The organism is Rossellomorea sp. NRS-1567, assembly GCF_050467885.1.
In the GTDB taxonomy this organism is placed as follows: Bacteria; Bacillota; Bacilli; order Bacillales; family Bacillaceae_B; genus Rossellomorea; species Rossellomorea aquimaris_C.
In genome coordinates this window covers 46849-72698 of the sequence record NZ_JBITPL010000030.1, presented here as the reverse complement: position 1 = coordinate 72698, position 25850 = coordinate 46849, and the positions used below count along the sequence as shown (strand labels likewise).

Here is a 25850-nt window from a genome sequence, read left to right as displayed (position 1 = left end):
TTTCCTAAATATGCCCCGCTTTCCCCTTTTATTTTGTAAAATAGAGGTAGTGTAAATATAAAGGATGATGAATATGAATCAAAAGCGATTAATGACAGGAGTATTCCTTTGTGTTCCTTTACTCTTAGTGATCGGGTTTCTTGTAAATAAGCAATACTCAGACTGGAACACCTCTGCTGAAGGAAAACAGAATGAGAAGCTCTACCCTTTGCTCCATACGACGAAAGAAGTTCAAGCTTCGGGGAAATCGATAAAGTCGAATGCAACACTTGCCGCCATCGGAGATATTCTTCTCCATGATACCGTATATAATGATGCCAAAGATGAAAATGGGTATAACTTCACCCCTATGTTTTCACCGATCAAGGACATGCTGGCTGCCCCTGATTTCCTTATTGCCAATCAGGAATCAACCCCGGCTGGTGAGGAACTTGGCGTTTCCAGTTACCCGCTTTTCAATAGTCCGAAAGAAATTGTGAAATCCTTACAGGACGTGGGAGTGGATGCAGTCACGACTGCCAATAATCATTCATTGGATCAAGGAGAAAAAGGTCTTCTGAGTGCAATCGACTATTATGAGAAGATATCCATGCCATATGTGGGTGCCTTTAAAAGTCAGGAAGACAAGGAGCGAATTCGCACATTCAATGTAAACGGTATCAAGTTTGCCCTGCTTTCATACACATATGGAACAAATGGAATCCCTGTGCCAAAGGGGAAGGACTACTTAGTCAATCTGATTGACGAGCAAAACATGATACAAGAAATCAAGAAAGCTAAAAGTATGAACATTGATTTAGTCGTATTGAGTTTGCATTGGGGAAATGAGTATCAACGCTTCCCTACTGAGGAACAGGAAAGACTGGCCAATGTGTTAACGGAAAATGGTGTTGATATCATTTTTGGCCATCATCCACACGTTCTGCAGCCAATCCAAACATACAAAACGAGCGATGGCAGGGATGCTGTAGTAATCTATTCATTAGGGAATTTTCTTTCAGGACAAAAAGATGATTTCAAAGATATTGGAGGAATGGTTACGGTTCAAGTAGAAAAAAGGATGAATCCGGGCGGTTCTAAAATTACGTTCCCTTCCATTGAATTCCAGCCAACCTTTGTTTCAGAAAATCATTACAATAATTACCGAATCTACCCTCTTGAATTTGCTAAGAAGAATGGGTTGATTGGTTATTCAGAAGAAGAAATGGTTTCCCATATGGTGAATGGCCTGCCTGAATAATAAAAAGCCGGCTGAAGGTGACTTCCTAAAGCCATCCATATGCCCATGTGCTGACCTGAATTTTCTAAGGTATACAAAAACGAGCCTCCACTACGGGAAGCTCGTTTTTTTTAATGTCCACCGAATAGCAATGAATTAAAGAATATGCCTCCAAGGGCCAATACAGCCAATAAGGCATTGGCCACCAAGAAAGTTTTGCGGCTGCCCTTAAAGAATAGAGTGACCATCCCATAATAAATGAGTGCAGCAACGATAATAAAGGTGCCTGCTTCCATCTGATATTTCGCATCGTGTAATTGCAGGAACGTCAATACACTCAAACCGGCAAATATAAATGCACCTATGTAGTATAATAATGCTTGTGTATTCATCCATCTCATCCTTTATGCGTATTAGTAGATGTTCCTTCTTTTCTATGTATATAATATGAAATGAAACCTTCTTTGTAAAGAAACATGAAACACTCTGAAGGAATACCTGTAGAGAAAGGAGTCTCATCAATGAAGATACATATTTCAAAAGAAGCTCTAACGTGGTTTAAGAACGAAATGCTTGTAGAGGAAGGCGATCAAGTTCGTTTTTATGTACGCTATGGAGGTTCCAGTCCTCTGCATGATAGTTTTTCATTAGGAGTGAACAAAGCCGAACCGGTTGATCTCGGCGAACGAATTGAAATCGAGAACATGGAATTTTTTATTGAAGAGAGAGATTTATGGTTTTTTGATGGTCATGATTTATACGTCGAGTTTGACGATAAACTTCAAGAACCTTCATATGAGTACAAAAAGTAAGGTAGCATGGAAAGCGGCTGGCATTCGCCAGCCTTTTCATTTTCGGTTTATAAAGCGTGAGATATGGTCGTGGAGCCCCTCTTTAAGAAGAATGTCATATTGAATATCTCCCAATAGATCGAAATGAGGAAAACCGTCTTCCCTCTCATGAATCCATTCTTTTTTCAACCCGTATTTATCTCCCCACTGTGTTAATGTATCAAGATCACAACAGCCCACTTTCGTGACAGATCGTGCATGGGGGAATCGGTCATCAAGCCAATAATGAGTGAGAAATGCAATTTCTCCCCGTTTTACACACTGCTTCCATGCAAGTAATTCACGTTTGGTTAACCCGAATGCCATGGAGATTTTCCTTTCTGTCATGCTTCTGTAAAGTAGTTTTCAAGAGATAATTCAATATGTAGAAATTACTTTTTTACCTTCTCGTATGCTTCATGCCAATGAGGAAACATTTTACGTATAGAAATCGGACGGAAGTTTTCTTGCTTCACGCAAACATGTTTCGATTGTCCCGTGATGGCCAGCTGGTTTTGACCATTATAAATTTCATAAGCATATGTAATGCGGAGACCATCATATTCTTCAACCCACGTTTTAATAAACGCTTTTTCCCCGTAACGAACCGGTGATTTATAGCTGACATTCAGATCGATAACTGGAGAAAGAATCCCTTCTTTTTCAATATCAGCGTACTTAAAGCCGAGATCTTCAATAAGCTGCGTTCTTCCTATTTCCATCCATACAAGATAATTCGCATGATACACAACACCCATTTGATCGGTTTCTGCGTATCGTACCTCTATGGTTTTTTCAGCAATATGCATCCTCTACACCCTCTTCATCTAGTCAGTATCCTTCCTCATTTTAACATAGATGGAGAAGGCATTGAATAAATAGGCTTAAGAGTGTGGAGCCTGCTAACCTTATATTGACGAAAGAACCCGAACAGCCAGGTACTCTAAAGAGCCTTGTCCGTTCGGGTTGCGGTTGTTATTGTTCTGTTTGATGAGCTTCGTCTTTAATTTCATTACGGAAAGCTTCAAGGCTTTCTCTGCGACGCTCATTCTTCGCTTTAATAGACTGAAGCTGCTCTTCACTGTCTGTGAAAGCCATCGACTCCTCAGCCTTATCCATATTCTCAATCGTATGCTGAACCATACCTTGAAGCTTCTCTACATTATCACTGCGATCATCCGGATTCGGTTTATCCCATGCCATCCTTCATTCCTCCTGCTATTTGTGATGAGGGACGGACCTTAAGCCGTTCCCTTTTCATTTTTTGTCACAAGCGTTATTCACCCTTTGTTTGGATGACTTGCGCATGCTTACCTGACTTATCTTGCATTTGTTTTCCCTTGTTTCCGCCTGCTGCTCTTGATTGAGTACCAATATGGTTTGGTGCAAAATGGTTCGGACTTCCCTTTGAATTGCTCATTAACTTCCCCTCCTTACTAGTATGATTACCAAAATGGGAAGGAAGAAAAGGCGTAATAATTGGCAGTATTATTTCTGGGGCAAAAAAAATAAGCCTCGTAATTCCTTACTCGGCTTTGCCTATTGGGCGCTTTATTTCCAGTCTGGCATCGATTCGTTCTTCAATGGCATCAATGGCATCCTGATCAAGAAGAAGCTGCTTTTTGTTTTCTTTCACAAGATCTGCAAATGATTTTTTTCGCGGTCTTCGCAATCCAATCCCCTCACTCTCAATTGTGGTTTGTTATAAGTAGTATATCCAAATGTCAGATATTTTAAACAAAGGTCACAATAGTAGAGCTGTTTTTTGGACGGATTATGGGATTTGGACGATTGAATATCGAAAGCTCTGAAATGTAGAGGTCCGTCCCTCCCCAACGATAAATCGTCGTTTTAATACGGTTGAAGGTCCGTCCCTCACTTGATTAGCGCGGTGAAGGATTCAAGGCTGGTGATGGCGCCGATTTGTTTGTTGGTGATGGTTCCTTGTTCGTTGATGATATAGGTGGTTGGGACTGTTAGGATGTCGTAGGCGTTGTTGATTTTGTCGTCTTTGTCTAATAGGATCGGGAATGTGAGTCCCATTGCTTTTTGGTATTCTTTTACGTTGTATTGGGGATCGATATTGATTGCCAGTATTTCAATGTCCTTACCGTATTTCGTGTAGAACTCCTGCATGATCGGCATTTCTTCTTTACACGGCGGACACCAGGTAGCCCAGAAATTGAGAATTACTTTCTTTCCCTTCAATTCAGATAAAGTGACGGATTCCCCGGATAAAGTATCCAATTTGAAGTCGATGGCCTTGTCCCCGACATTCGGACCAGGGTAGTTCTCTACAGGAGTAGTTTCCGACACCTCTCCTTCTTCTATATCGATTAATTGGTCATACTCCTCAGCTTGCCTGAACGTGCTTTCAGATAAAGAAGTGGGCTCTGACTTATTCTCCATATAGAACGTGAAGACTAATAAAGCCACAAGCAAAATGCCAAAGATAGATTTCAAAGGAGTGTGCTCCTCTCATAGGAATGATATTACTATCATCTTATGTTAGCTTGTCTCTATTTAGTCATGGATTTTCAAGTGAACTTTCGCCCTTAATAGTTGCTAAAGGAAAATAAAAAAAGCCCCGGGAGGACCCGAGGCTAGCAGCATGCATTATGCCTTTAATTTATTACGTAGAACCATTTGTAGAATTCCACCATGACGGTAGTAGTCTACTTCTACATCTGAATCAAATCGAGCCAGTACTTCGAACTCTGTTTTGGTTCCATCTTCAGCTACAGCTGTAACCGTTAAGATATCACGAGGTTTAACATCGTTTGTCACATTGACAGAAATCGATTCTCTACCTGTTAAACCTAAAGATTCAGCGCTGTCACCCTTTTTGAATTGAAGTGGAAGTACTCCCATCATTACAAGGTTCGAACGGTGAATACGCTCATAGCTTTCTGCGATGACCGTTTTGATACCAAGAAGGTTTGTACCTTTTGCTGCCCAGTCACGTGAAGATCCCATACCGTAATCTTTTCCTGCCAGAACAACTAATCCGGTACCATCTTGTTGATATTTCATACACGCATCATACATAGGCATAACTTCATTGTCAGGCCAGTACGTGGTGAAACCACCTTCTGTGCCTGGAGCAATTTGGTTACGAATACGAATGTTTGCAAACGTACCGCGCATCATCACTTCATGGTTACCACGACGAGAACCGTATGAATTGAAATCACGTGGCTCAACATTGTTAGCACGCAGGTATTTACCAGCTGGCGTATCCTTACCGATAGCACCTGCAGGAGAAATATGGTCAGTTGTAACTGAGTCACCAAATTTACCTACAACACGCAGTCCATTTAATCCTTGGATATCTTCTGGAGTAGTTGCTAATCCAGTGAAGAAAGATGGATTTTGGATATATGTTGATTGATCATCAAAGCTATAAAGTGGCTCATTACTTGTTTTGATTTGGTTCCAACGCTCGTTTTCAGAGAAAACATGCTCGTATTCTCTACGGAATAACTCTGGAGTAACAGTAGATTTCACAGCATCTTTGACTTCATCTTGAGAAGGCCAGATGTCTCTGAAGAATACATCATTTCCATCTTTATCTTTTCCTAGAGAATCTTTTTGAAGATCAATGTCTACTGTACCAGCTAATGCATATGCAACAACTAGTGGTGGTGAAGCAAGATAGTTTGCTTTCACTAATGGATGAATACGACCTTCGAAATTACGATTTCCTGAAAGCACAGATGTTAAGAGTAAGTCAGCATCTGATACAGCCTTCTCAATCTCCGGACGTAGTGGACCAGAGTTACCGATACAAGTCGTACAACCATACCCTACAAGGTTAAAGCCGATATCTTCAAGGTAAGATAGTAAGCCTGAATCTCTAAGGTAACCAGTTACAACTTTTGATCCTGGAGCCAGGGAAGTTTTGACGTAATCAGGAACGTTCATTCCGAGCTCCACTGCTTTTTTCGCTACTAAACCAGCACCTAACATAACATATGGGTTAGATGTATTTGTACAAGATGTAATGGCAGCGATACCAATCGCTCCAGTAGGCATAACCACATCTTTACCATCTTCCGTTGAATACTTTGCCGTTTTATTAATTTCAGACGCATCTAAACCGAAGCCTTGAACGCCTTCTTTAGCTGTAATTGACTTATTGAAAGATTCTTTCATATCAGAAAGCGGAATTAAATCCTGTGGACGTTTAGGTCCAGAAAGGTTAGGTTCCACTACAGAAAGGTCAATTTCTACTACATCTGTATACGTTGGTTCTTCCTTTTCAGGTGTGAAGAACATATCATTTTTCTTTAAATATTCCTCAACCATTTTGATATGGTCTTCGTCACGACCAGTTAAACGAAGGTAGTCTAAAGACTCTGAATCAACCGGGAAGAAACCACAAGTAGCGCCGTATTCAGGAGCCATATTGGCAATTGTTGCACGGTCGGCAAGTGGTAATGTTGCTACTCCTGTTCCGAAGTACTCAACAAATTTCCCAACTACACCTTTTTGACGCAATACTTGTGTAACTTTAAGAGCTAAGTCAGTAGCTGTTGCTCCATTAGGAAGTTCACCTGTCATTTTTACCCCGATAACTTCAGGAATTGGGAAGTATGAAGGTTGACCAAGCATTCCTGCTTCTGCTTCGATTCCACCTACGCCCCAACCTAACACGCCGATACCGTTGATCATAGTAGTATGAGAGTCAGTTCCGACCAGTGTATCTGGATATGTTTCAAAATCGCCATCTGTTGTTTCAACAGCGTGAACGACATTCGCTAAATACTCTAAGTTAACTTGGTGTACGATACCCGTTGCTGGTGGTACAGCACGATAGTTTTCAAATGCTTTTTGAGCCCAGCTAAGGAACTGATAACGCTCAGCGTTTCGTTCGAATTCAAGATCCATGTTTGCTTGTAAAGCCCCAACTGTACCATATTTATCTACTTGTACGGAGTGGTCAATAACAAGATCAACTGGAATTTCAGGATTGATCTTTTGTGGATCTCCACCAATATCAGCCATTGCTTTACGTAAAGACGCTAAGTCAACTACTGCTGGTACTCCAGTAAAATCTTGAAGGATGACACGGGAAGGTTTGAATGGAACTTCCGCATCTTTCACTTCAGTTGAGCCCCAGTTTGCTAAATTTTCAACGTGGTCTTTGTTGATCACGCGTCCGTCAAACTGACGAAGTACAGACTCCAGCAATACCTTTACACTGTAAGGTAAGCGATTAATTTTTGTTACTCCTGCTTCTTCAAGCGCTTTTAAACGATAGTAATGATAACGTTTTCCTTCTAGTTCGAAAGAAGATCGTGCATTAAATACATCGTTCTTTGCCATTTCGATTCCCCCTCTAAACTACATCACACAATAAGTCGAAAAGTTTTCGTTCTAAAAACTAACGAACTTTTCTCACATTTACATCTTAATACAAGCGATTACATAAGTAAATAACAATAAAGTTATTGTTTTTGATAAGTTTTTCTTATCTAAAATAATAAACTCCTTTAGGTTTCTAGAAAAATATTGGTATAACAACATTTTCCCCCATGTCAAAACGTGTCAGTTGCATGAAATTATTATAGTGAGAAAACAAATCTGCTAGCCTTTCCCTCTTATAAAGGATTGATGATGGTGGCATTCTATCCATATGGAGGTGTTCTACAATGGCTAAACGTAAAGCAAACCATGTAATTAACGGGATGAATGCAGCGAAGGCACAAGGAAAAGGTGCCGGTTACAATGAAGAGTATTCAAATGAACCGTTAACTGAAGCTCAACGTCAGTATAATAAAAAACGCAAAACCAATCAGTAATTCAAATGATCGGTGATTGACCAATCGAGGCTTATGAACATTCTCAGTTTGGTTTAGTCACCTTCATTTATGTAAAATATCTTCATCTCTTTTCCCCTACCCTGTTTGATCAAAAATAAAACCCGCTCTGCGAATGTTTAGCAGAACGGGTTTTATTTCTTCTTATTTCTTACGATTGCCCATTTACTTCACTGACGATCGAAGAAAGGTCTGACTTGAATTGTTGGAGCTGCGCCCTTTGTGTCTCAGATGCCACTTCAAGTGCATTTTCAATTTGTTGATACGCTTCGTTCACTTCATTCTTCAAGTGAGCCAGTTGTGAACCGTAACTCGCTCCATCTAAAACAAGTTCATTGATTGTATTCTGTATTTCAGTAACACTTTGCTCAGCAGCTTGGTACGCTTGTTGTTTGTTCTTATGGTAAGGCATGGATGATCTCTCCTTATTCTGAAATTCGCTTTTTTAGTATGGTCAGATCGGCTGAAAATTATACCCATGAATAAACTGTTTCAGAGCAAAGCATTCTAAGAACAGGAGGGATGCCATATGAACAAAAATGATAGCAAAGATATGCGTAAAAATGCTCCGAAGCAGTCTGGGCAGCCGGAGCCTTTAAGTGGATCACATAAAGTGAAGAATCGCAATCACACCCGACAAAAACAACATAGCCATCACGATATGTAAGCAAACAATATGGGAGTGGGGGAATTGTGTTAACACAATTCCCCCACTCCCTCTTATTTGTCTGACAAGTTTTTTCAGAATGAAACCCATTTATTCTTTATGCTGATTATAACACCCTCACCAATTAAATTAGAAAGAATACAATGTGTAAAAGAATAAGTTGGGGGTCAGGTGTAAATGAGCAAGGAAAGGGAGGATTTCTATTTAGAGAACTGGGAGGAGAATATGAAGGATTGGCTATTGGATCCTGCTACGGTTCAATTGGATGAACAAGAATTTAGAGTCGACTTCCTCGATACAACGGAAGCGTTCATCGTAGAAATTGAAACAGAAAATATTCATCCAGAGGAATTAATCATTAAGAAAAATGACACACAATTGGTAGTATCGATACTGATGAAGGACGAAATCAAGGTGAGAAACCGGACCATTCGTTTTCCCTTTTGTTTAAAGCAACGGGCAATCACCTATTCAATCGAGCATCATACCATCGAAATCAATGTCCCTAAAAAGGAATGTCCCTCCCCCACTTCCTTCGTCATCCGGGTCCAGGGGTTATCTAATGAGTAATCATCCTCTCTAAATAGATGAAAAGGTCTGAAGTGAAAACTCAGACCTTTAAACATGTTTAGAGGGGGTCAATCGATGTTACAAGAAACTCACGACTTAAGGTGTATCGTTTCACATCATGCAAAATAAATCGAGTCTCTTTTTTCTCATGTTATTAAGCCTATCCTATTTAAGAAAGCTACTAACTTTCAGAAGGACCCCCTCTTATTTTTCTTCGATCATTTTGAGGAATTGGCCAGTGATCCTCTTTGATAAAATCCTCACATGATAAGGGAATCGGTTTCTTTCTTTGGCAAAAGAATTGAACCAGATGACTTTTTCATCTAACGCGATGAATGGAATACCCGTTGTTGCTTTTTTTATTTTGATGCTGTTTCCCGGTTGCGAAGCGCTGCTGTTTTTACATTGGATTATGACGTTTTTCTCACTGGATACTGTGTGTAATATGCTCAATATCTCTTCAGGGATATCTGTCACAAGTCCCACGTTCACTATGATTTTTTGTTTAGCTGCCTTAAAATCTTTCACCAATCTGTTTAGTTCACTCACATCCATCCACTTCATTTTCTTGGTCGAGGAAGGGGTGAGTGATGAACTTGCTTCCTTATGCCCTTCCTGTTGAAGATGACGTATGAATTGATGAATGGGTTGGGAGGAATGGGTCTTCTCCTGAATAAATTGATCGTTTGCAATAAGAACGAACTTGCCCCTCGCTCGCGTAATCGCTACATTCAGTAGCCTGTCGCTTCCTTTCCGAGTAAGTAGTGCCCCCGGTTTCCCATGGGAAGCTCCATCAACAAGATCAAATAGGATCATGTCATTTTCCGAGCCTTGAAAGCCATGAACCGTAGCTGCATATAAATTCTTTTGAGGATGTGTGGTCTTTACCAATTCGTCCAGTAAAAGGTTATACCATTTCGCTTGCACACGGTAGGGGGTCACGATCCCAATAGATTGAATACCATCCTCGATTGCTTCGGAAATAAGGTTGATCGTCACTAAGCTGGATAGGACATTCCAACGGGAGCCTTTTTGCGTCTCTGCCCATTCCGTACCTTCTTTGAGTGAAAATAATACCGCTCCATGAGAAGGGAAAGGCATTTTATTCGTAATATCCGCTCTCATCTGTCGTACCGAATGGTGATCGCCCACCTTCGAATGGTAAATATAGTGATTGGTAAATGCCGAAATACTTGGATGCATTCGCCGCTGTTCTGGAAGTAATAATAATTGAGGGTGGTCCTTGCCTTTATCTACGGCGTTTGATACCTGAGCCGAATGAAAGATGTCTTCCTTCAGCCACTTGGTTACCATTGGATGAAAGGACGTAGAAATAGGCGGGAGCTGTTTGAAATCACCACAAATAATGATCTTTTTTCCAAGAGATGCAGCAAATGCTACCTGAGGTATATACGCCATACTTGCCTCATCCACGATAACAAGGTCAAACTCTTCTTCATAAAGAATACCGTCAATGGCAGCTTTAGAGAGAGTCGTACCGATGACCCTTGCGTCTGTGACAAGTTCACCTTCTCTTCGTTTAAACTTTTCTTTGATTTTTTGATAATGAACCTCCAGTTGAGACAACCGATCTGAATCGTAACTTGAATACGTTTTAGTCAGTTTATTTTTTAACCTTCTCCGGTAGGTTTCGACCTTTCCTTTTTCCTCTGCAAGGCTGGGATCAAGTTGTTCTAATAATTGAAGCACGCTTAAATCTGTGACACCTTCACTATACGCTTTCCGGCTGGTACCATAGCGGATGACTTCCCCTCTCTTCCACCGATTGTGGCTGCTGAGAAAGTGATGCATTTCTTCTATTAAGACATCGACTGCAGCATTACTGTGGGAAAGAAGCAGCACTTTTTTTCCTTCTGAATAATGATAAGCGGCAACTCTGGCAAGCGTATAGGTTTTTCCTGTTCCAGGTGGTCCCCATAGGTACGTAACAGGATTATACTTACTGCGCACATATGCTTCGTGTAAAGGGTTTTTAAACGCAGCCTTAGGATGCCTTGTTTCTTTCATTGGATTCATCATATGCTGAATACGCTGTGTTTTTCCGTGGCGCTCTTTTGCTTCCTCTAATCTTTCTATTAACTTCTCTAATGTTTCCCATGGTTCATGCAATATTTGACCATAAGAAATGGTATCTCCTATGAACTGATCGAGCTCAATCATGCACTCCCGGTCCTCTGAACTGATCACCACCCCTGTGATCCTTGTTTGCTTTCTCTTATAAATTACGCCTCCTCCTTCTGGTAAAGACGCAGGATAACTAAGGGTGAACCAATAAATATAGGCATTTTCTTCTTTTCGGATACATCTGCCTTCTTCTATCAAAACTCCAGATGTTTCCCGTTTTTTTAGTTGGAGAATTTCCATATCCAGAGCGGTTTGCCACTCTTCTATCATTTCTGTCGTTTTCATCTGAATCACCTTTGCCATACTTAAAAAATCACGAACCTTATCATAACAATTTATTATGTGAGTGTATATGGTAATTGGATTTTCGGGAAATACTTATTGGGGATAGTTAGAGATCAGGTGATGTTGTTCCCAGTTTGGCAAAATCTTAGAATAAAGGAATAGCAAGCAATAAAACGTATTAAACCACACTAAATGAAAAAAAGAACCGATCTATGCAATCGGTTCTTCAGCGCATTATAGTTCAGATGTTAAACGATTTAATTGCTCTGCAGATATCGTTAAGTGAGAAATGGCGTTTGATATCTCATCCACAGCTAAGGAAATTTCTTTCATTTCTACTTCAACTTGTTCACTTTGGCTTTTAGACGAGCCAATGGATTCTACTATTTCCTCAAAGAAGATATGTGCTTTATTTGTTGAGCCCATACCATTTTTAGCAAGTTCTTCAACTGAAATGATATAAGCGGAAATTTTATCAACTTGCTGTTTCGTGCCTGAAATAAGACTTGATACATTGGTGACCGAACTTTTCGTTTGATCTGAAAGCTTCCGAACCTCTTCTGCCACTACAGCAAATCCCTTTCCATGTTCTCCGGCGCGTGCTGCCTCTATACTTGCGTTAAGAGATAGTAAATTTGTTTGCTCTGCAATGGTTTGAACGATGGCAACGATATCAAATATCTGATTCGAAATTTGTTGTAATTGATAGATTTCCTTCAGCATTTCTCTCATATCTGAAAGAATTTTACTCATATGTTCTTTTTGAACACTCATCTTATCTTTTCCTTCGGTAGAGAAATGACTGATTTTTTCGATAGATTGAGTTCCTTTTGTAGTTAAAATACTAACTTCGCTCATTCGATCATTAATTGAATCTAAAGAAGCCATCGACTCTTCTGAAATAGCAGATAAACCTGTCGATGCTTCATGAACCCTTTCCGTCATCTTTTCTTTTAAACGCAGTGAGGTGGCTCTGATTTCTTCTATTTCTTCTTCATATGCCTCTAAAACTAATTGCTGTTCAAGATTTAGAATCTTAGTGAATGCGTTGATGACGTTGTTATAATCTTCCATATGGGTAACGTGTCGGTACATTACTTTAAAAAGGGTGGTTTGAAGATTTTGGAATGAAGCAATATACCATTTTGTAGGTAAGCCTATATGGATATGCATCTTTGCAATTTTTCTTCGTTTTTCTATAAACGGCGTATCAATGATTCCGTCCGTCATTTCAGCAATATGGACGGCAAGTGTTTGTTTTAATCTGTCGATGGAGCTGTATCTTTCGATAATCGCTAGTAGGACTGGATTATTTTCGATTGGATGGTAGAAACCATCGATAATTTCTTGTATATTCTCCTCTACATACCGTTTCGTTGAACGTAACACAGCTAAATCTGCTTCTGACAATTGGATCATTTCTAGTTGTTTTTTTACACCCGGTGAAACTGTTATGCTTACTTCAGGCAATCTCGATTCTTCGTTTAATCTGTTAACGTTCTCTTGTTTTGATTTCCTCTTTAATAGCAGCATGGTTACCCCTCTTTGTTATTTTCTAAGAAAAAAATTCCTTTTTTGGTAATAAGACTTTACTACCATAACAAAAAAACACCCTGGTGAGTATGGGTGTTTTAGAGATTTAGTGACAATATTAAGAATTCACATAGCCCTGCTTGACTACTCTTCTTCATCTTCTACAAATCGCTCTGCATAGTACAAAACATCTTCTACATATTTGTCGCTATGATTGTAGGCAAATACGGCTTGTTCGATTTTTCCATCTGCTGCTCCATTTCGTTCCAAATAGTTTGCAGCACTATACACGGCATCCTCAATTTGAAATGGATCGGCTATTCCATCTCCGTTTGCATCGACACCATATCCACCATACTTTTCAATGACGTCAGGGTCTGTTTTTTGGTTTTGTGGGATATTCCCCTTCCCTAAGCCTGAGCAACTGGGGTGTGACCAGCCGACAAATGTACATGGCATGAATTGCATGTGTCCCTCAGCTCCCACAGGAGACACAAGAGTCTTCATGGTGGAGAACTTCGTTTCGACCCGGTGATGGGCAGCCAGTAAATACCATGGTACCCCGTATTCCTCTTCAGCTGCTTTATAAATGGGAATATATTCGGGAGGTACCTCTTCTTTACCGAATGAGGACAGGTTATAAGTGGCATCTCCATTATTTACGGCATAATAAATAGCTAAGACGATGATGGGTATAAGGACGATCGTAAATGGTGATGACCGTTTTTTCTTACTGGGACGCTTTTTTGTTGCGGTTTTTTTAGTCATCGAGGCTCGATCCTTTACAAGAATATTGATTCCTCTTGTATTCTAATACGAGAACCACTCTGTGACAATCATTATGTATAAAAAAAGATGACCCCTGTAGTCGGTTCTTCCTTCACCGGATGTTGGTAGAGAAATCATTGACTTTGGTTTGAGGTCATCTAACCATTATTTATTTATTTTTAACAAACAAACGCTGCTCCAACGATAATTAATAGGATGAATAAAACTACGATTAACGCAAAGCCACCAGCGTAACCACCACCGCAGCCATATCCATATCCAGGGTATCCATACATCATCAGTCACCTCCAGTTATCTTACTACGATATTAATGTATGTAGTGGACAAATTGTAGGTTAATTAAAATCAGCATTCACTTTTTGACTATGAAATACATCTGGAGCAGATTACCTATGAACAGTGGGTTTTGCATATCATGGATGAGCGAAAAATGAGTAAAATGTCTAGATAGGAAGTGCTCGATATGCAAAAAAACGCCTGGAAAAATTCCAGGCGCTAAAACGAATTCTTACATATGCTCTTTCGGTTCTTTAGGTTCTTTCGGTTTTCTTGGCTTAGGTTTGATGTATAATCCAAGCTCTTTTTTCTCTTGATTCAGTGATTTATACAGAGACACCATCATCAGGGCCATAATGACCGAGAATGGCAACGCCGCGACAATCAATGCATTCTGTAAGGCCTGTAATCCTCCACTATAGAGCAGGATTAATGCAACAGTAGACTGAGCAAGCCCCCAAGTTAACTTCACATAGTTAGGTGGAGTTAATGATCCATAGGTTGTTTGCATTCCCAGAACGAATGTAGCGGAGTCAGCAGACGTTATAAAGAAGGTTCCGATTAACGTGATGGCAATGACTGAAAGGATCGTTGACCATTCAAAACCGCTAAATACAGCAAATAATACCTCTTCTGTATTCAGACTTGATAAATCTGTTCCTGCTTGTTGAATTTCAATGGCAGATGTACCAAAAGTAGCGAACCAAATGAAACTGACTAAAGCAGGCAGCAGGAGTACACCGATTAAGAATTCACGAATGGTTCTGCCTCGTGATACACGTGCGATGAAGATTCCGACGAATGGAGACCAGGAAATCCACCATGCCCAATAGAAAATCGTCCAGCCATTGATCCACCCGCGATGCTCTTCATTTAATGGGGCAATCCGGAAACTCATGGCAGCGATATTTTGAATATAAGCACCGATTGTATCAGTGAACATATTCAGGATGAGCAATGTAGGGCCGATAAAGAACATTAACACGAACAGTCCAATTGCCAGTACCATATTCGTATTAGATAAATATTTAATTCCCTTACTTAATCCAGACCATGCAGATATCATAAATAAGACGGTTACAACCGCTATGATAATGAACTGAACGGTGAAATTATTTGGAACTCCCAGTAGATATGAAAGTCCTCCGTTAATTTGCGCTGCACCGAAACCAAGCGTTGTGGCAACACCGACAACAGTGGCGAATACAGCAAGTACATCAATGATCGTTCCCAGTGGACCGTTCACTTTATCTCCAAAAATCGGTTTCAATGTAGCTGAGATTAAGCCGGGCTCATCTTTACGGAACTTATAATAAGCAAGTGCTAAAGCGACAATCGCATAGATTGCCCACGCATGTATTCCCCAGTGGAAGAACGTATAGCGCATTGATTCTTTAATCGCCTGATTTGTTCCACCTTCAGCAAGTGGAGGCGTCAAATAGTGTGACAGCGGCTCGGCTGCCCCCCAGAATACTAAACCGATTCCCATCCCTGCACTAAACAACATGGCGAACCATGTTCCTTTCGTGTACTCAGGTTTCTCGTCTGGCTTTCCTAATCTTATCGTTCCGATTGGACTAAAGATCAAGAATACGCAGAAAATAACAATCACTGTGACTAAAATAAGATAATACCAACCGAATGTTGAGGTAATAAAGCTTTGCATATCAGCTGTTACACTTTCGAATGACTTTGGCGCGATGACACCGTAGGCAACACAAGCTGCAACTAATGCAATGGTAATCCAGAAAACATTTGATATCCTCTTCATAAAATTCTCCTTTCCAAATTCAATGTATTTTTTGCTCTTTTCTGTATGAAGGTAACGACAGCCGGATTGAGGGTGTTTATCTTAGTATGTACACCAGCGGCAATCATCTTCAACTTGAAAGAGTCTCAGTTAATGCAGATGGGAATATGTGCATTCTGAGGATTGTGGAGGAATAATTACTTATTACCTATTCCCTCACCACACTCTCATAAAACCAACATTTGTTACCCTATCAGAAAAAAGTTTAACTTTGCAAGTGATAACCATTATATTTTTTTATAGTGTTTGTCATTTAACCGTTTTCATTCCTATTCTTTTTTTTGACCTGAAAGTCCATTTAGGGATTTTCCAGCATGAGAAACTGGAAATGAATACGCACTATAACCCCGATAAGTTAAATAAAATTGACAGTCATGATTAGACTTAGAACAGGGATTTTGATGATAGAATTAAAGGTGTCTTCTAAATTTACTTGAAGCTTTAACTGGGAATACTGGGTGAAGTTCTTGTAGTAATTTTCATGTATTGGTGAATGTTAAGAAAAGAATGTATGGGAGGAGGTCGAGTCATGAAAAATAAACAAAACAATTCGCAACATGAAACAGCTGAAAAATTAGCTCAACAACAAATGGGTGAGGAAATTGAGATAAAATCCGTAGCTCCTTCTACTAGAGAAGGTTCAAAAGTTCAGGGGAAATAGTTTTTTGATACAAAAAGGACGCCTAAATTGGCGTCCTCACTATTCGTTACTCTTCAATAATTTTCACTTTGACATCTTGTACACCATATTTAAGGGCATCTTTTTCTTTTTCCATATAAATGTCGATGCGTTTTCCTTTAATGGCCCCACCTGTATCTTCCGCACGAGCATAACCGTATCCTTCAACATACACCTTAGATCCCAGTGGAATGACACTTGGATCGACGGCAATGACTCTGGCATCAGGGTTCTCGATTAAGTCCACCCCCGTCTTTGTAATGCCGATACAGCCCTCACAATAAGCTGTATACGCAGTAGCGGTTACGTTAACCTCTTTCACAACGTTGTCCTCTGAAGTTTCCGTATCAGCGGATTTAACAGCTTGTTCATCTTCTTGTCCGTTATTCACAGTATAACCTTCTTCTAAAAGTTGTTGGCGTGTGCCAACCTCATCTATCGAAACATGATATCGATTTGCAATCTCCCAAAGAATATCGCCTTGTTCTATATTATGATAATCATTCATTGCAGTATCTTCTGATTCTGCAGAGGCAGAAGTTAGTCCGATTGTTAGAAAAACTGTGAAGGAAAAAATGGAAAATAATACTTTTTTCATCTTGTGAAATTCCTCCTTTTGTGTTTGGTCTATGAAACCAACAGTTGAAATAGTAACATAGACTTACCTCAGATACATAACAAAGTGTTTATAAACCGATAACAATTAGATGACAAGCGTGTAATATTTATTGTTTTCTGTCGATTCTGCTGGAAGTGTTTCTAACTCTTTCATTTGGAGGGAAATGTTAGTGGAAAAGCTTGGTTGAATGAAAAATAAAAGGGTAATGAAGAGACTGTTAAGAAAATTATTCCATTTGTATCTAATCTATTAAAAATGTATGGAAGAATAAAAAACCACTGAGAATGACATCCCAGTGGTTCCAATCTATTATTTACTTTCAAGAATTTTTACGTTAACTGATTTTCTGCCCCAATCAACTGCTTGGTCTTTTGATGGGATGAATACATCGATTCGATTACCTTTAATCGCCCCACCTGTATCTTCAGCCGTTGCATAGCCGTATCCTTCAACATATACTTTAGATCCCAGTGGAATTACATTCGGGTCTACTGCAATCACTTTTGCATCTGGATTTTCTAAAAGGTTAACACCAGTGGCTGTCGTACCTGAGCAACCTTCACAACTTGCTGTGTAAGCAGTTGCTTCTACTGTGATTTCCTTTACAGCTTCCTCTTGTGCAGCTGGTTCTTCTGCTGCAGGCTGTGCCTCAGCCGGTTCTGTTGCAGGCGCTTCAGCTTCTGGAGCTACTTCTGCTGTTTCTTCTTGAGCAGGAGCTGCTGCTTGCTCAGAAGTATTTGCAGTAGCTGAAGGTGCTTTTTTATCTTCTAAATTAAGGACTAATTCTTGTCCAGGGACAATGAGATCACTTTCAAGAGCGTTCCAGCTTATTAAACTGTCGACGGAAACTCCATATTGTGAAGAGATTCCCCAGAGTGTGTCACCTTTTTTAACTGTATAGTACTCTTTGGATGATACCGTGAGTTCTTGGTCAGGATAGATTAAGTGTGAATTTAAATTGTTCCATTTCATGAGTTGATCAACAGATGTACCGTATTCCTGGGCAATTCCCCATAAAGTGTCACCTTTTTTAACTTCGATGTCTTGTGCTGAAGCGCTAGCTCCACCAGACACTGCAAGTGTAGTAAATGCAGCCACAGAAATAATCGATTTTTTTAGTTTCATAGAAAAATTCCTCCTTATGTAGCTAGCGGTTTATTTATTTTTGCTAACAGGGAAAATACTAACATAGTAAAATCTCAATTCAATAACAGGAACTTTAATATCGTGCGTCAAGAATATTTCACGACTGTAATAGAAAGCGATTTCCTGTATAAACTATCATGTAGAGGAATACTATGGTAATTATAGATGAAAATAATAGGTGTAAAGGGTATTTATGGATAAAATAGTTAAAGAGTTCTATTCTATTTTGACTCTGATTTTAGAGATTAAGTGGTCTTTTTCGTAGGTGAATAATTAGTAAATGCTCTATATATTTTTAAATCAAACAAGATTTAGTCTTAAAAAAGAAGGAAGTTTAATCTTAACAAGCTGGAAGATTCCTACTATACTATAAGAAGGAATGGTTGAACTGGAGGATGACAAGGTTGGATAATCAGGAAGAAAATATCGTACTTTATAAAGATGATCCCGACGAACACAGTGGTCGTTGCGAATGTGGGAACAATATTTTTAAATCACGTGTATTAGATGGAAAGTTTTATCGAAAGTGTCAAGAGTGTGGTAAAACGAAAATCGTATAATAGAAATAAGGGAAACCGGATTTTGATGCCGGTTTCCCTTATTTCTATTTATTCATTTTATGAATGATCGTAGAAGCAAACTGAACCAATTCATCAGTTGTATGATTAATTTGCCTGATGGCTTCCACAATATGATTTAATTCAGTTTGATTTCGTTTGAACATACCCATATAGTTTTCCATTTCCATTTGAACGGTCATAATGCCGTTTTGTACATTCCCGATCTCTTTGCGGGAGTTCTCCGTTAAGTCAGTCATGTTAAGAACGCGGTTTGAAACAACTCCGATTTGCTTGTTGCTTTCATTCACGAGCTGATGAATGGAGTGGCTCAGTTCCTTTGAGTCTTCGGCAAGCTTTCGAACTTCAGAAGCAACAACTGCAAACCCCCTGCCCTCATTACCGGCCCGAGCTGCTTCAATCGAGGCATTTAGTGCAAGAAGATTTGTCTGCTCAGCTATTTGCTGAATCGAATTAGAAAGAGGCGTAATCTGTTCGGCTATTGTTTTTACCCCTTGGATCTCGTTTAATAGCGTTTTGATTTGCTCAGTTATGATGCCAAAGCTGTCGATCATATTATCTGTTTGATCTTTGTTCATTTTGGAAAGCTGAAGGAGATTTTTGCTGCTCTTTTCTGTGTTTTCAGATTCTGCACGGATACGTTCCGCTTTCGTAGCGGTCTCATTTAGACTTTTTTCTGTTTGGCTTAATGAAGAGCCGAGTTCTGTATTCATGTTGAGCATTTCTACTTGCAGGGCCTGGTTTTCCTGATGAAGTTTCTCGAGCTCATCCATTCTGCTTTGGATATAGTATTCAGATACAATACTTGCGTCTAAATGAATACCATGGTCAATTGCGACCAGTACGGAAGCAAGTTTAGATGGGTCGTTTTGATATAGTTCTACAATCTTAGGGATCAATAAATGCTGAATGGTTGTGTATGTGGAAATAAACCAATCAATTGTAACGCCATTCCGGTTATGGGTCTTCCCCATCCTCTCCCTCATGGAGAAATATTCTTCATTTAATTCACCAGAGAATAGAGAACGAAAGTAATCATGGAAAACCTTCTTTAATCGCTCTCGACTGGAATGATTAACAGCAATCTCTACTAAACTTGGATGTTTGTAGAGGTGATCCAATACCGTTTCAAGCAAGGAATCGGATAACTGCTCATAGACGGGGAGAACTTCTTTAAGTTCAATTAAATGGTGTTCCTGGAATTGCATATAGTGCAATCTTTCATTCAGTTTCTTGTCTTGCAGGACAATGACGTTAGATGTAGGGACGATTACAGATTCAGTCTTGGGTTTTCTTGAAAACAAAACAGCCATGGGGCCCTCCGATAAATAATGTTATTTTTAGTGTTATATGTATAATTTTTGTATAACTTCAATATATCTACTTTACCCCAACTTTTTTCCTATGACAATCATTTTGTTTGTAAAATTTAAATAATTCAATGAAGCATGGCCCTGTTGGTTCTATAAGCGAACAATGCCCAAAAGTCCAGGTTTCCACTCCCCCCTTCCCTTTCCTCATATGTATCGCAGTCAAATTTAGTTGTACAAAACATATACAAAAAGAGGGACGGACCTTTGATCCTAGGAGCTACTCCTAGGAATCAAGGTCCGTCCCTCACTGCTTTATTGTGTTAAAATAATTGGTTCGTCTTTGGTTATGATGATGGTGTGTTCGATTTGGGCAACGAAGCTGTTGTCGGGTGTGATGTAGGTCCAGCCGTCGCCCTTTTCGATTACGTTTTGTGCTTTGGTTGAGATGAAGGGTTCAAATGCGATGACCATCCCTTCTTTTAACAGTGCATTATCCCATGGATCGAAATAATTTAAGATGTGGTCAGGTTTCTCATGAAGAGACCGTCCTACACCGTGGCCGGTTAAGTTCATAATCACCGTATAACCATTTTTTCGCGCTTCATTATTAACCGCTTTGCCGATACCGTTTTGTTTAGATCCTGCTCTCGCTTTCTGGAGTCCTGCTTGGAATGAATTTAATGCCGCCCCGCATAAATCTGTAAGCTTCGGGTCTCCCTCCCCAACAACAAATGAGATTCCAGTATCGGCATAGTAGCCATCTTTAGAACCGGATACGTCAATATTGACAAGGTCTCCCTCCTTGATCACACGGTCACCGGGTATCCCGTGAGCCACTTCTTCATTCACACTGATACATGTGAAACCAGGAAAATCATATTCTCCTTTAGGGCCTGAAATGGCTCCGTTTTCTTCAAACAGTCTTCCTGCAATATCATCAAGCTCTTTGGTCGTTACACCAGGCTTTGTCAGAGAGCGTAATTCATCACGGATCATTGCCACAATGCGGCCGATTTCTTTTAACGCTTTTAAATCTTCATCAGTTTTGACAATCATATTATCTTCCTTCTCTTTTGAAATTTTACCTTCCCTTACTATACCGAAACACACTCTGTTTTTAAAGGGAAAGCTGTTGTTTAGTATGGTGGTTAATTATTATGGGATTCGCTTCCTTCAATTACTATATCAAACAAAAAGAAATAGGATGGGGATGACGAAGGACATGATCGTGGCGGTTAATGCCATGGCGGCACCACTTACTGCCCCTTCCCTTTCGCCCTCTTTAATAGCCTGTGCCGTCCCTACTCCATGGGAAATCACTCCAAATGGAAGGCCTTTTGCGATGGGGTGCTTTACATGCAGCCACTTTAAAATAGATGGTATGATCATAGCTCCGAACATACCCGTCACAATGACGACCGTGGGAATGACTTCTATATTCGCCTCAATCACCTTCCCTATATCAACTGCTACCGGGGTTGTAATGGTTTTAATAAACAAGGAGCGGCTCCACTCAGATGGGATCCCCAACCACATACTGAAGAAATAAGAAATAAGCATAGACATTCCACTTCCGGACAGGATACCGAAAAGTATGGGCTCTACATGCTGTACTAATAACTTTCGGTGCTGATAAAGGGGGTACGCAAGGGCCACAGTAGCAGGTCCAAGTAAATACGTTATGAAAGAAGTGAAGTCTGCATACTGTTCATAAGGAATATCGATGATCAATAATGTGACAATGAGAGCTATCGTACTAATAAATATAGGAATGGTTACGGGGTTTGGCCAAAGTCGGTGAATCTTTACGCCAAAGATAAAATACATTACTGTAATGGCTAATGCCACCAGTGAACTAATGAGATGGATCATGGTTTCGTTTCTCCTTCCATCTTATTAAACTCTCTGCTGATATGGCGGTCGCTACAAATCCGGTTATCCCGCTAATAACCAGAATGACAATGAGTTTCCAGCCGAAATCTATAAAATATGGCCCCAAAACCATTGCGCTAACAGACAATGGAAGAAAAAAGAAGGAAAAATGTCTTAGAAAGAATCCAGTGCCGTCCATTAATAATCTTTCTTTAACTACTCCCGTTAATAGTAATAGAAACAAAAAAAGCATCCCGATAATGCTTCCGGGAATGGGTAAATGAAAGAAGTCTGTACACCACTTTCCAATTTCGAAAAATAAGCATAGAATGGCAATTTGAATGATGATCCGAACAACCTGCATAATTTTCTCCTCGCTTTATAGTCTTCTCACGATTTTATCACAAATGGGAGGTCAATAGAGAATAGTGTTGAACTCAAAAAAAGAGCATGAGGTTCTCACCCCATGCTCTTTTAGAAAGAATAGTATGGATTGGCTCCTTAAAGAGCTCCTTTTCATTTAATCATTTATTTTATATTATTTTAACGAACGCTTCTGCAGTTGACTGACTGGATTGTGGATTCTGCCCAGTCACGAATTTCCCATCGGTGATGACATGGTCACTCCATGCTTCAGATTTTTCAAATTGAGCTCCTTGCTCTCTTAATTTTGTTTCTAATAAGAAAGGCATTAATGAATCGAGGCCCGTTTGCTGTTCTTCTTCGTTAGTGAATCCTGTCATGCTTTTTCCTTCAACCAGCCATTTTCCATTTGACAGTTTCGTTCCAACGAATCCAGCAGGACCGTGGCATACAGATCCAATGGCTTTGTTGTTTTCAGCAAAGTGAGCCAGTGCTCGTTGAAGTTCCGGACTGTCAGGGAGATCAAACATGGTTCCGTGTCCGCCCGGTAAGAAAATCCCTGAGTATTCGTTAACGTTTAGTTGCGAAAGGACCATCGTTTGATCCAATTCTTTGGTGACACCCTTCCACTTTTCCACCTGTTCATCATCAAGGCTGTTAGGATCTAAAGGAATACGGCCTCCTTTTAAGCTAGCCACATCTACATCGAATCCCTGATTCTTAAATTCTTCATATGGTTCAGCGAACTCAGATAACCAAAGACCTGTTTCGTGTTCATCATCAATTTTGCTTTCATTCGTTAAAACCATTAATATCTTTTTCAATGTGTACCCTCCATTTTTATATAGCTGTTATCCTACTCTTTTGTTTTATCCTCTTATCTTGAAATTAAACTTCCGTATTACAATTATTTTTCTTTTGCAAGGTTGTAAGTATAAAAAAACGACTCCCTTATGAGAGTCGTTTCGATGGGTTAATGTATATCAAATACGAATTGAATTTTCTTTTCAACAGGATCCCAACTAAGGTAAGCTGAAAACTCCTTTTCTCCTTTTTTGAAACCGTCGATGCGTTCGGATTTCCCATCTGCGAGCACTTTTTTCACGATTGCCTGGGTCATACGCTTTGAGAGAATGGTCTTTGAAATGGTGAAGCTGCACTTTGTTTTTTGATAATTGGAGCATCCGTAGAATTTTCCTTTGTCAACCACTTTTCCGCCACACTTCAAGCATGTGCCGACGCTGGTTTTCGATGTTCTTTTACCTTTACTCCCTTTGGACCGTTGGATGGAATCAGTATCAAGATCTTCGAAATTCCATGTGTTTGCCTCTTGAAGAGCGTTTTGAACAAGTTTATCGCTTAATTTCTTCACTTGCTCCATAAACTCGGGTGCGGACGCTTGCCCTTTTCCTATTTCCTGTAGTCGCTGCTCCCATTTTGCCGTCATTTCAGCTGATGCCAACACATTTTCACCAATTGCCCGAATCAAAACTTTTGCTTTATCGGTTGGATAGACAATATTCTTTTGGATATCAATGTAGTTCCGATCTTTAAGCATGGTTATGATTCCAGCGCGTGTTGCCTCGGTACCCAGACCTTCTGTTTGCTTTAACACTTTCTCGAGCTCATCATTATCCATGTATTTACCAGCTGTCTTCATTAAGGTAATCAGTTGACCTTCTGTGTAACGTTTAGGTGGCTGGGTTTTTCCTTCCTTGGTATGGACACTCTTGACAGTGCCCTTGTCGCTTTCCTTAACAGGTGGCAGGAGCGGTTCGTCATCCTTTTCATTCTGCATCAGAACCTGTCTCCATCCTTCTTGGAGAATTTGCTTTCCTTTAGAAATGAATTCAGCCCGTTCGTCCACGACGGTAGTGATAGTAGTGTAATTGATCACAGCTTTGTCGTGATGTGCAGCGATAAAACGTTTAACCACTACATCATATATTTTCCTTTCGTCCCCTGATAGCGATTGAGGATCGGTTACTTGTTCAGTTGGAATAATCGCATAGTGATCAGAAACCTTCGCTTCATTTACAAAACGTTTGTTATTCAGCAGGCTCTTATGAGGAGTGGGGATCCAGCCATTGTAAGGACTGTATTCCTGAAGCTTAGACAATATTTCCGGGAAGGTTTCAGCTTCCCCTTTGGTTACATATTGTGAATCTGACCTTGGGTAAGAAACAATCCCCTTTTGATAAAGTTTTTGCAGGACATCCAATGTTTTTTTAGGTGAAAATTTATATATTTTGTTAATCGTTGCCTGAAGAGCTGAGAGATTAAAAAGTAATGGAGGAGCAAATTCTTTTCTTTCTGTTTTCATCTCTAGTACGGTTGCAGGCTTCCCTTGGCAGAACGAAGCAATCTTCTCTGCCAGATCCCTTGTTTGAATTCGAGATTCTCCATCCTTTTGCCAAACCCCTTCGTACATGTGATCTCCCATTTGAAAGGCTGCTTTCACTTCCCAGAAGGGTTCGCTTTTGAATTGCTCTATTTCTTCATCTCTTTTCACAATCAAAGCAAGAGTCGGCGTTTGTACCCTGCCTGCAGAGAAAACATCCGACATGCCTTGCTGCTGTAGTAGAATGCTATACGCTCTCGATGCATTCATTCCCACAAGCCAGTCCGCACAAGCACGGGAATAGGCTTCATAATAGAGGCTCCGCATTTCCGTTTCTTCTTTTAAACTGGTGAACCCTTGAATGATGGCTTTCTCTGTCAGGGATGATATCCATAATCTTTTCATGGGTTTTTGCACCCGGGACATTGAAATAATATTCCGGATGATCAACTCACCTTCACGCCCGGCATCCCCTGCATGGATGATTTCTGTGACTTCCCTTTTCTTTAGAATTTCTTTGATGACTGCGAATTGTTTCGCTTTTGCCCGTTGAAGCTCATATTGAAATCGTTGAGGAATGATGGGGAGGTCTTCCAACGTCCACTTCTTCCATTTGCTTTCATATTTTTCAGGGGCTTGAAGCTGAAAAAGATGACCTACAGCCCATGTGATATAAGCCCCAGTGGGGAACACATCATTAGAATGTACTTCAATGTATCCTTGGCGTTTTCGATGAGGAAAAGGTTTAGCGAGGGTAGCTCCTTGATCGGGTTTTTCGGCAATAACAACTTTCATATCATTCTCCTGTCCAACTTTATGATTCCTTCATTATAGCATGTTTTTCAGAACTCTTGTTCTATGTATGTGGAGAAATCATACTTGTTTTTTTATCAGTCATATTCGAAACTAGTTTAATACAAATCTACTTGATAGAATAGGGTTGATTTTTTTGTGGTACCAAAGGTGGGCATGAATGTACGAAGAGTGATCGTG

Annotated in this window: 29 protein-coding genes; 7 read left to right on the top strand and 22 right to left on the bottom strand. The window is 40.0% G+C overall.

Annotation, left to right across the window (positions count from 1 at the left end):
- Positions 1–73: 73 nt before the first annotated feature.
- The gene (locus ACIFOD_RS20760; protein WP_430316083.1) at positions 74–1240 is read left to right on the top strand and encodes a CapA family protein; all 1167 of its coding nucleotides are present in this window, start codon (positions 74–76) and stop codon (positions 1238–1240) included.
- A 110-nt stretch (positions 1241–1350) separates the two neighbouring features.
- Here the strand turns inward: ACIFOD_RS20760 and ACIFOD_RS20755 are convergent, their stop codons facing one another.
- On the bottom strand, positions 1351–1611 hold the full coding sequence (locus tag ACIFOD_RS20755) for a hypothetical protein (protein ID WP_430316082.1): 261 nt from the start codon (positions 1609–1611) through the stop codon (positions 1351–1353).
- Positions 1612–1740: 129 nt separating this feature from the next.
- Here ACIFOD_RS20755 and ACIFOD_RS20750 point away from each other — a divergent pair, with 129 nt between their 5' ends.
- Positions 1741–2031: a HesB/YadR/YfhF family protein gene (locus ACIFOD_RS20750; RefSeq protein WP_430316081.1), complete on the top strand. Its 291-nt coding sequence runs from the start codon at positions 1741–1743 to the stop codon at positions 2029–2031.
- 36 nt (positions 2032–2067) lie between these two features.
- Here the strand turns inward: ACIFOD_RS20750 and ACIFOD_RS20745 are convergent, their stop codons facing one another.
- From ACIFOD_RS20745 to acnA, 7 genes are all read right to left on the bottom strand, one after another.
- Entirely contained in the window at positions 2068–2376 is a 309-nt protein-coding gene (locus tag ACIFOD_RS20745) for a hypothetical protein (RefSeq protein ID WP_397551343.1), read from the bottom strand.
- Between the two features lie 65 nt (positions 2377–2441).
- Positions 2442–2858 carry an acyl-CoA thioesterase gene (locus tag ACIFOD_RS20740; RefSeq protein WP_397551344.1) on the bottom strand — a complete coding sequence of 139 codons (417 nt, stop codon included), beginning with the start codon at positions 2856–2858 and terminating at the stop codon, positions 2442–2444.
- A gap of 166 nt (positions 2859–3024) precedes the next feature.
- Entirely contained in the window at positions 3025–3252 is a 228-nt protein-coding gene (tlp, locus tag ACIFOD_RS20735; RefSeq protein WP_113967860.1) for a small acid-soluble spore protein Tlp, read from the bottom strand.
- 73 nt (positions 3253–3325) lie between these two features.
- A complete protein-coding gene (locus ACIFOD_RS20730; RefSeq protein WP_044336998.1) occupies positions 3326–3469 on the bottom strand; it encodes an acid-soluble spore protein N in 144 nt (47 codons plus the stop codon).
- Positions 3470–3574: 105 nt separating this feature from the next.
- Positions 3575–3721 (bottom strand): FbpB family small basic protein, encoded by a 147-nt coding sequence (locus tag ACIFOD_RS20725; protein WP_113967859.1) that lies wholly within the window; start codon positions 3719–3721, stop codon positions 3575–3577.
- A 203-nt stretch (positions 3722–3924) separates the two neighbouring features.
- Positions 3925–4512, bottom strand: coding sequence for a peroxiredoxin family protein (locus ACIFOD_RS20720; RefSeq protein ID WP_430316080.1), 588 nt, complete (start codon positions 4510–4512; stop codon positions 3925–3927).
- A gap of 153 nt (positions 4513–4665) precedes the next feature.
- Positions 4666–7377, bottom strand: a complete 2712-nt coding sequence (gene acnA / locus ACIFOD_RS20715; RefSeq protein ID WP_397551347.1) for an aconitate hydratase AcnA — start codon at positions 7375–7377, stop codon at positions 4666–4668.
- 326 nt (positions 7378–7703) lie between these two features.
- Between acnA and sspO the strand changes: the two genes are divergently transcribed.
- Positions 7704–7853, top strand: a complete 150-nt coding sequence (gene sspO, locus ACIFOD_RS20710) for a small acid-soluble spore protein O (RefSeq protein ID WP_430316079.1) — start codon at positions 7704–7706, stop codon at positions 7851–7853.
- A gap of 169 nt (positions 7854–8022) precedes the next feature.
- Here the strand turns inward: sspO and ACIFOD_RS20705 are convergent, their stop codons facing one another.
- Positions 8023–8283 carry a hypothetical protein gene (locus ACIFOD_RS20705; protein WP_113967855.1) on the bottom strand — a complete coding sequence of 87 codons (261 nt, stop codon included), beginning with the start codon at positions 8281–8283 and terminating at the stop codon, positions 8023–8025.
- A 117-nt stretch (positions 8284–8400) separates the two neighbouring features.
- Between ACIFOD_RS20705 and ACIFOD_RS20700 the strand changes: the two genes are divergently transcribed.
- Both ACIFOD_RS20700 and ACIFOD_RS20695 read left to right on the top strand, forming a co-directional pair.
- Positions 8401–8538 carry a small acid-soluble spore protein P gene (locus tag ACIFOD_RS20700; RefSeq protein WP_113967854.1) on the top strand — a complete coding sequence of 46 codons (138 nt, stop codon included), beginning with the start codon at positions 8401–8403 and terminating at the stop codon, positions 8536–8538.
- A 177-nt stretch (positions 8539–8715) separates the two neighbouring features.
- Positions 8716–9108 carry an Hsp20/alpha crystallin family protein gene (locus ACIFOD_RS20695; RefSeq protein WP_397551351.1) on the top strand — a complete coding sequence of 131 codons (393 nt, stop codon included), beginning with the start codon at positions 8716–8718 and terminating at the stop codon, positions 9106–9108.
- Positions 9109–9312: 204 nt separating this feature from the next.
- On the opposite strand, the gene ACIFOD_RS20690 is transcribed toward ACIFOD_RS20695, so the two are convergent.
- The 5 genes from ACIFOD_RS20690 to ACIFOD_RS20670 form a co-directional block, all read right to left on the bottom strand.
- Positions 9313–11538: a DEAD/DEAH box helicase gene (locus ACIFOD_RS20690; RefSeq protein WP_430316078.1), complete on the bottom strand. Its 2226-nt coding sequence runs from the start codon at positions 11536–11538 to the stop codon at positions 9313–9315.
- Between the two features lie 234 nt (positions 11539–11772).
- Positions 11773–13071, bottom strand: coding sequence for a protoglobin domain-containing protein (locus tag ACIFOD_RS20685; RefSeq protein WP_430316077.1), 1299 nt, complete (start codon positions 13069–13071; stop codon positions 11773–11775).
- Between the two features lie 144 nt (positions 13072–13215).
- On the bottom strand, positions 13216–13839 hold the full coding sequence (locus tag ACIFOD_RS20680; protein ID WP_430316076.1) for a lytic transglycosylase domain-containing protein: 624 nt from the start codon (positions 13837–13839) through the stop codon (positions 13216–13218).
- Between the two features lie 179 nt (positions 13840–14018).
- Positions 14019–14135, bottom strand: a complete 117-nt coding sequence (locus ACIFOD_RS20675) for a YjcZ family sporulation protein (protein WP_220154053.1) — start codon at positions 14133–14135, stop codon at positions 14019–14021.
- Positions 14136–14368: 233 nt separating this feature from the next.
- Positions 14369–15907, bottom strand: coding sequence for a glycine betaine uptake BCCT transporter (locus ACIFOD_RS20670; protein ID WP_430316075.1), 1539 nt, complete (start codon positions 15905–15907; stop codon positions 14369–14371).
- Positions 15908–16475: 568 nt separating this feature from the next.
- On the opposite strand from ACIFOD_RS20670, the gene ACIFOD_RS20665 reads away from it, so the two are divergent.
- Positions 16476–16607 carry a hypothetical protein gene (locus ACIFOD_RS20665; protein ID WP_430316074.1) on the top strand — a complete coding sequence of 44 codons (132 nt, stop codon included), beginning with the start codon at positions 16476–16478 and terminating at the stop codon, positions 16605–16607.
- Positions 16608–16653: 46 nt separating this feature from the next.
- Here the strand turns inward: ACIFOD_RS20665 and ACIFOD_RS20660 are convergent, their stop codons facing one another.
- Together ACIFOD_RS20660 and ACIFOD_RS20655 are read right to left on the bottom strand one after the other, a co-directional pair.
- Entirely contained in the window at positions 16654–17223 is a 570-nt protein-coding gene (locus ACIFOD_RS20660; RefSeq protein WP_430316073.1) for a 3D domain-containing protein, read from the bottom strand.
- 330 nt (positions 17224–17553) lie between these two features.
- Positions 17554–18369, bottom strand: a complete 816-nt coding sequence (locus ACIFOD_RS20655; protein WP_397551357.1) for a 3D domain-containing protein — start codon at positions 18367–18369, stop codon at positions 17554–17556.
- Between the two features lie 416 nt (positions 18370–18785).
- On the opposite strand from ACIFOD_RS20655, the gene ACIFOD_RS20650 reads away from it, so the two are divergent.
- A complete protein-coding gene (locus tag ACIFOD_RS20650; RefSeq protein WP_181778024.1) occupies positions 18786–18950 on the top strand; it encodes a hypothetical protein in 165 nt (54 codons plus the stop codon).
- A gap of 44 nt (positions 18951–18994) precedes the next feature.
- On the opposite strand, the gene ACIFOD_RS20645 is transcribed toward ACIFOD_RS20650, so the two are convergent.
- From ACIFOD_RS20645 to ACIFOD_RS20620, 6 genes are all read right to left on the bottom strand, one after another.
- Entirely contained in the window at positions 18995–20281 is a 1287-nt protein-coding gene (locus tag ACIFOD_RS20645; RefSeq protein ID WP_397551359.1) for a protoglobin domain-containing protein, read from the bottom strand.
- A 312-nt stretch (positions 20282–20593) separates the two neighbouring features.
- Positions 20594–21337, bottom strand: coding sequence for a type I methionyl aminopeptidase (map, locus tag ACIFOD_RS20640; protein ID WP_430316072.1), 744 nt, complete (start codon positions 21335–21337; stop codon positions 20594–20596).
- Between the two features lie 129 nt (positions 21338–21466).
- Entirely contained in the window at positions 21467–22153 is a 687-nt protein-coding gene (locus ACIFOD_RS20635) for an LrgB family protein (RefSeq protein ID WP_430316071.1), read from the bottom strand.
- On the bottom strand, positions 22137–22517 hold the full coding sequence (locus tag ACIFOD_RS20630; RefSeq protein WP_397551362.1) for a CidA/LrgA family protein: 381 nt from the start codon (positions 22515–22517) through the stop codon (positions 22137–22139). The genes ACIFOD_RS20635 and ACIFOD_RS20630 overlap by 17 nt, the downstream gene beginning before the upstream one ends.
- A gap of 169 nt (positions 22518–22686) precedes the next feature.
- Positions 22687–23340 (bottom strand): type 1 glutamine amidotransferase domain-containing protein, encoded by a 654-nt coding sequence (locus ACIFOD_RS20625; protein ID WP_430316070.1) that lies wholly within the window; start codon positions 23338–23340, stop codon positions 22687–22689.
- 149 nt (positions 23341–23489) lie between these two features.
- Positions 23490–25652 (bottom strand): DNA topoisomerase III, encoded by a 2163-nt coding sequence (locus tag ACIFOD_RS20620; RefSeq protein WP_430316069.1) that lies wholly within the window; start codon positions 25650–25652, stop codon positions 23490–23492.
- Between the last annotated feature and the right edge of the window lie 198 nt (positions 25653–25850).

Excerpts from the sequence above, each read along its gene's own strand:
- ACIFOD_RS20645 (WP_397551359.1), bottom strand. The coding sequence starts at position 20,281 with ATGGCTGTTTTGTTTTCAAGAAAACCCAAGACTGAATCTGTAATCGTC.
- ACIFOD_RS20695 (WP_397551351.1), top strand. The coding sequence starts at position 8,716 with ATGAGCAAGGAAAGGGAGGATTTCTATTTAGAGAACTGGGAGGAGAAT.
- ACIFOD_RS20655 (WP_397551357.1), bottom strand. The coding sequence starts at position 18,369 with ATGAAACTAAAAAAATCGATTATTTCTGTGGCTGCATTTACTACACTT.
- ACIFOD_RS20705 (WP_113967855.1), bottom strand. The coding sequence starts at position 8,283 with ATGCCTTACCATAAGAACAAACAACAAGCGTACCAAGCTGCTGAGCAA.
- acnA (WP_397551347.1), bottom strand. The coding sequence starts at position 7,377 with ATGGCAAAGAACGATGTATTTAATGCACGATCTTCTTTCGAACTAGAA.
- ACIFOD_RS20745 (WP_397551343.1), bottom strand. The coding sequence starts at position 2,376 with ATGGCATTCGGGTTAACCAAACGTGAATTACTTGCATGGAAGCAGTGT.
- map (WP_430316072.1), bottom strand. The coding sequence starts at position 21,337 with ATGATTGTCAAAACTGATGAAGATTTAAAAGCGTTAAAAGAAATCGGC.
- ACIFOD_RS20630 (WP_397551362.1), bottom strand. The coding sequence starts at position 22,517 with ATGCAGGTTGTTCGGATCATCATTCAAATTGCCATTCTATGCTTATTT.
- ACIFOD_RS20760 (WP_430316083.1), top strand. The coding sequence starts at position 74 with ATGAATCAAAAGCGATTAATGACAGGAGTATTCCTTTGTGTTCCTTTA.
- tlp (WP_113967860.1), bottom strand. The coding sequence starts at position 3,252 with ATGGCATGGGATAAACCGAATCCGGATGATCGCAGTGATAATGTAGAG.
- ACIFOD_RS20665 (WP_430316074.1), top strand. The coding sequence starts at position 16,476 with ATGAAAAATAAACAAAACAATTCGCAACATGAAACAGCTGAAAAATTA.
- ACIFOD_RS20635 (WP_430316071.1), bottom strand. The coding sequence starts at position 22,153 with ATGATCCATCTCATTAGTTCACTGGTGGCATTAGCCATTACAGTAATG.
- ACIFOD_RS20675 (WP_220154053.1), bottom strand. The coding sequence starts at position 14,135 with ATGTATGGATACCCTGGATATGGATATGGCTGCGGTGGTGGTTACGCT.
- ACIFOD_RS20650 (WP_181778024.1), top strand. The coding sequence starts at position 18,786 with ATGACAAGGTTGGATAATCAGGAAGAAAATATCGTACTTTATAAAGAT.
- ACIFOD_RS20670 (WP_430316075.1), bottom strand. The coding sequence starts at position 15,907 with ATGAAGAGGATATCAAATGTTTTCTGGATTACCATTGCATTAGTTGCA.
- ACIFOD_RS20750 (WP_430316081.1), top strand. The coding sequence starts at position 1,741 with ATGAAGATACATATTTCAAAAGAAGCTCTAACGTGGTTTAAGAACGAA.
- ACIFOD_RS20620 (WP_430316069.1), bottom strand. The coding sequence starts at position 25,652 with ATGAAAGTTGTTATTGCCGAAAAACCCGATCAAGGAGCTACCCTCGCT.
- ACIFOD_RS20690 (WP_430316078.1), bottom strand. The coding sequence starts at position 11,538 with ATGAAAACGACAGAAATGATAGAAGAGTGGCAAACCGCTCTGGATATG.
- ACIFOD_RS20685 (WP_430316077.1), bottom strand. The coding sequence starts at position 13,071 with ATGCTGCTATTAAAGAGGAAATCAAAACAAGAGAACGTTAACAGATTA.
- ACIFOD_RS20755 (WP_430316082.1), bottom strand. The coding sequence starts at position 1,611 with ATGAATACACAAGCATTATTATACTACATAGGTGCATTTATATTTGCC.
- sspO (WP_430316079.1), top strand. The coding sequence starts at position 7,704 with ATGGCTAAACGTAAAGCAAACCATGTAATTAACGGGATGAATGCAGCG.
- ACIFOD_RS20700 (WP_113967854.1), top strand. The coding sequence starts at position 8,401 with ATGAACAAAAATGATAGCAAAGATATGCGTAAAAATGCTCCGAAGCAG.
- ACIFOD_RS20740 (WP_397551344.1), bottom strand. The coding sequence starts at position 2,858 with ATGCATATTGCTGAAAAAACCATAGAGGTACGATACGCAGAAACCGAT.
- ACIFOD_RS20730 (WP_044336998.1), bottom strand. The coding sequence starts at position 3,469 with ATGAGCAATTCAAAGGGAAGTCCGAACCATTTTGCACCAAACCATATT.
- ACIFOD_RS20660 (WP_430316073.1), bottom strand. The coding sequence starts at position 17,223 with ATGAAAAAAGTATTATTTTCCATTTTTTCCTTCACAGTTTTTCTAACA.
- ACIFOD_RS20680 (WP_430316076.1), bottom strand. The coding sequence starts at position 13,839 with ATGACTAAAAAAACCGCAACAAAAAAGCGTCCCAGTAAGAAAAAACGG.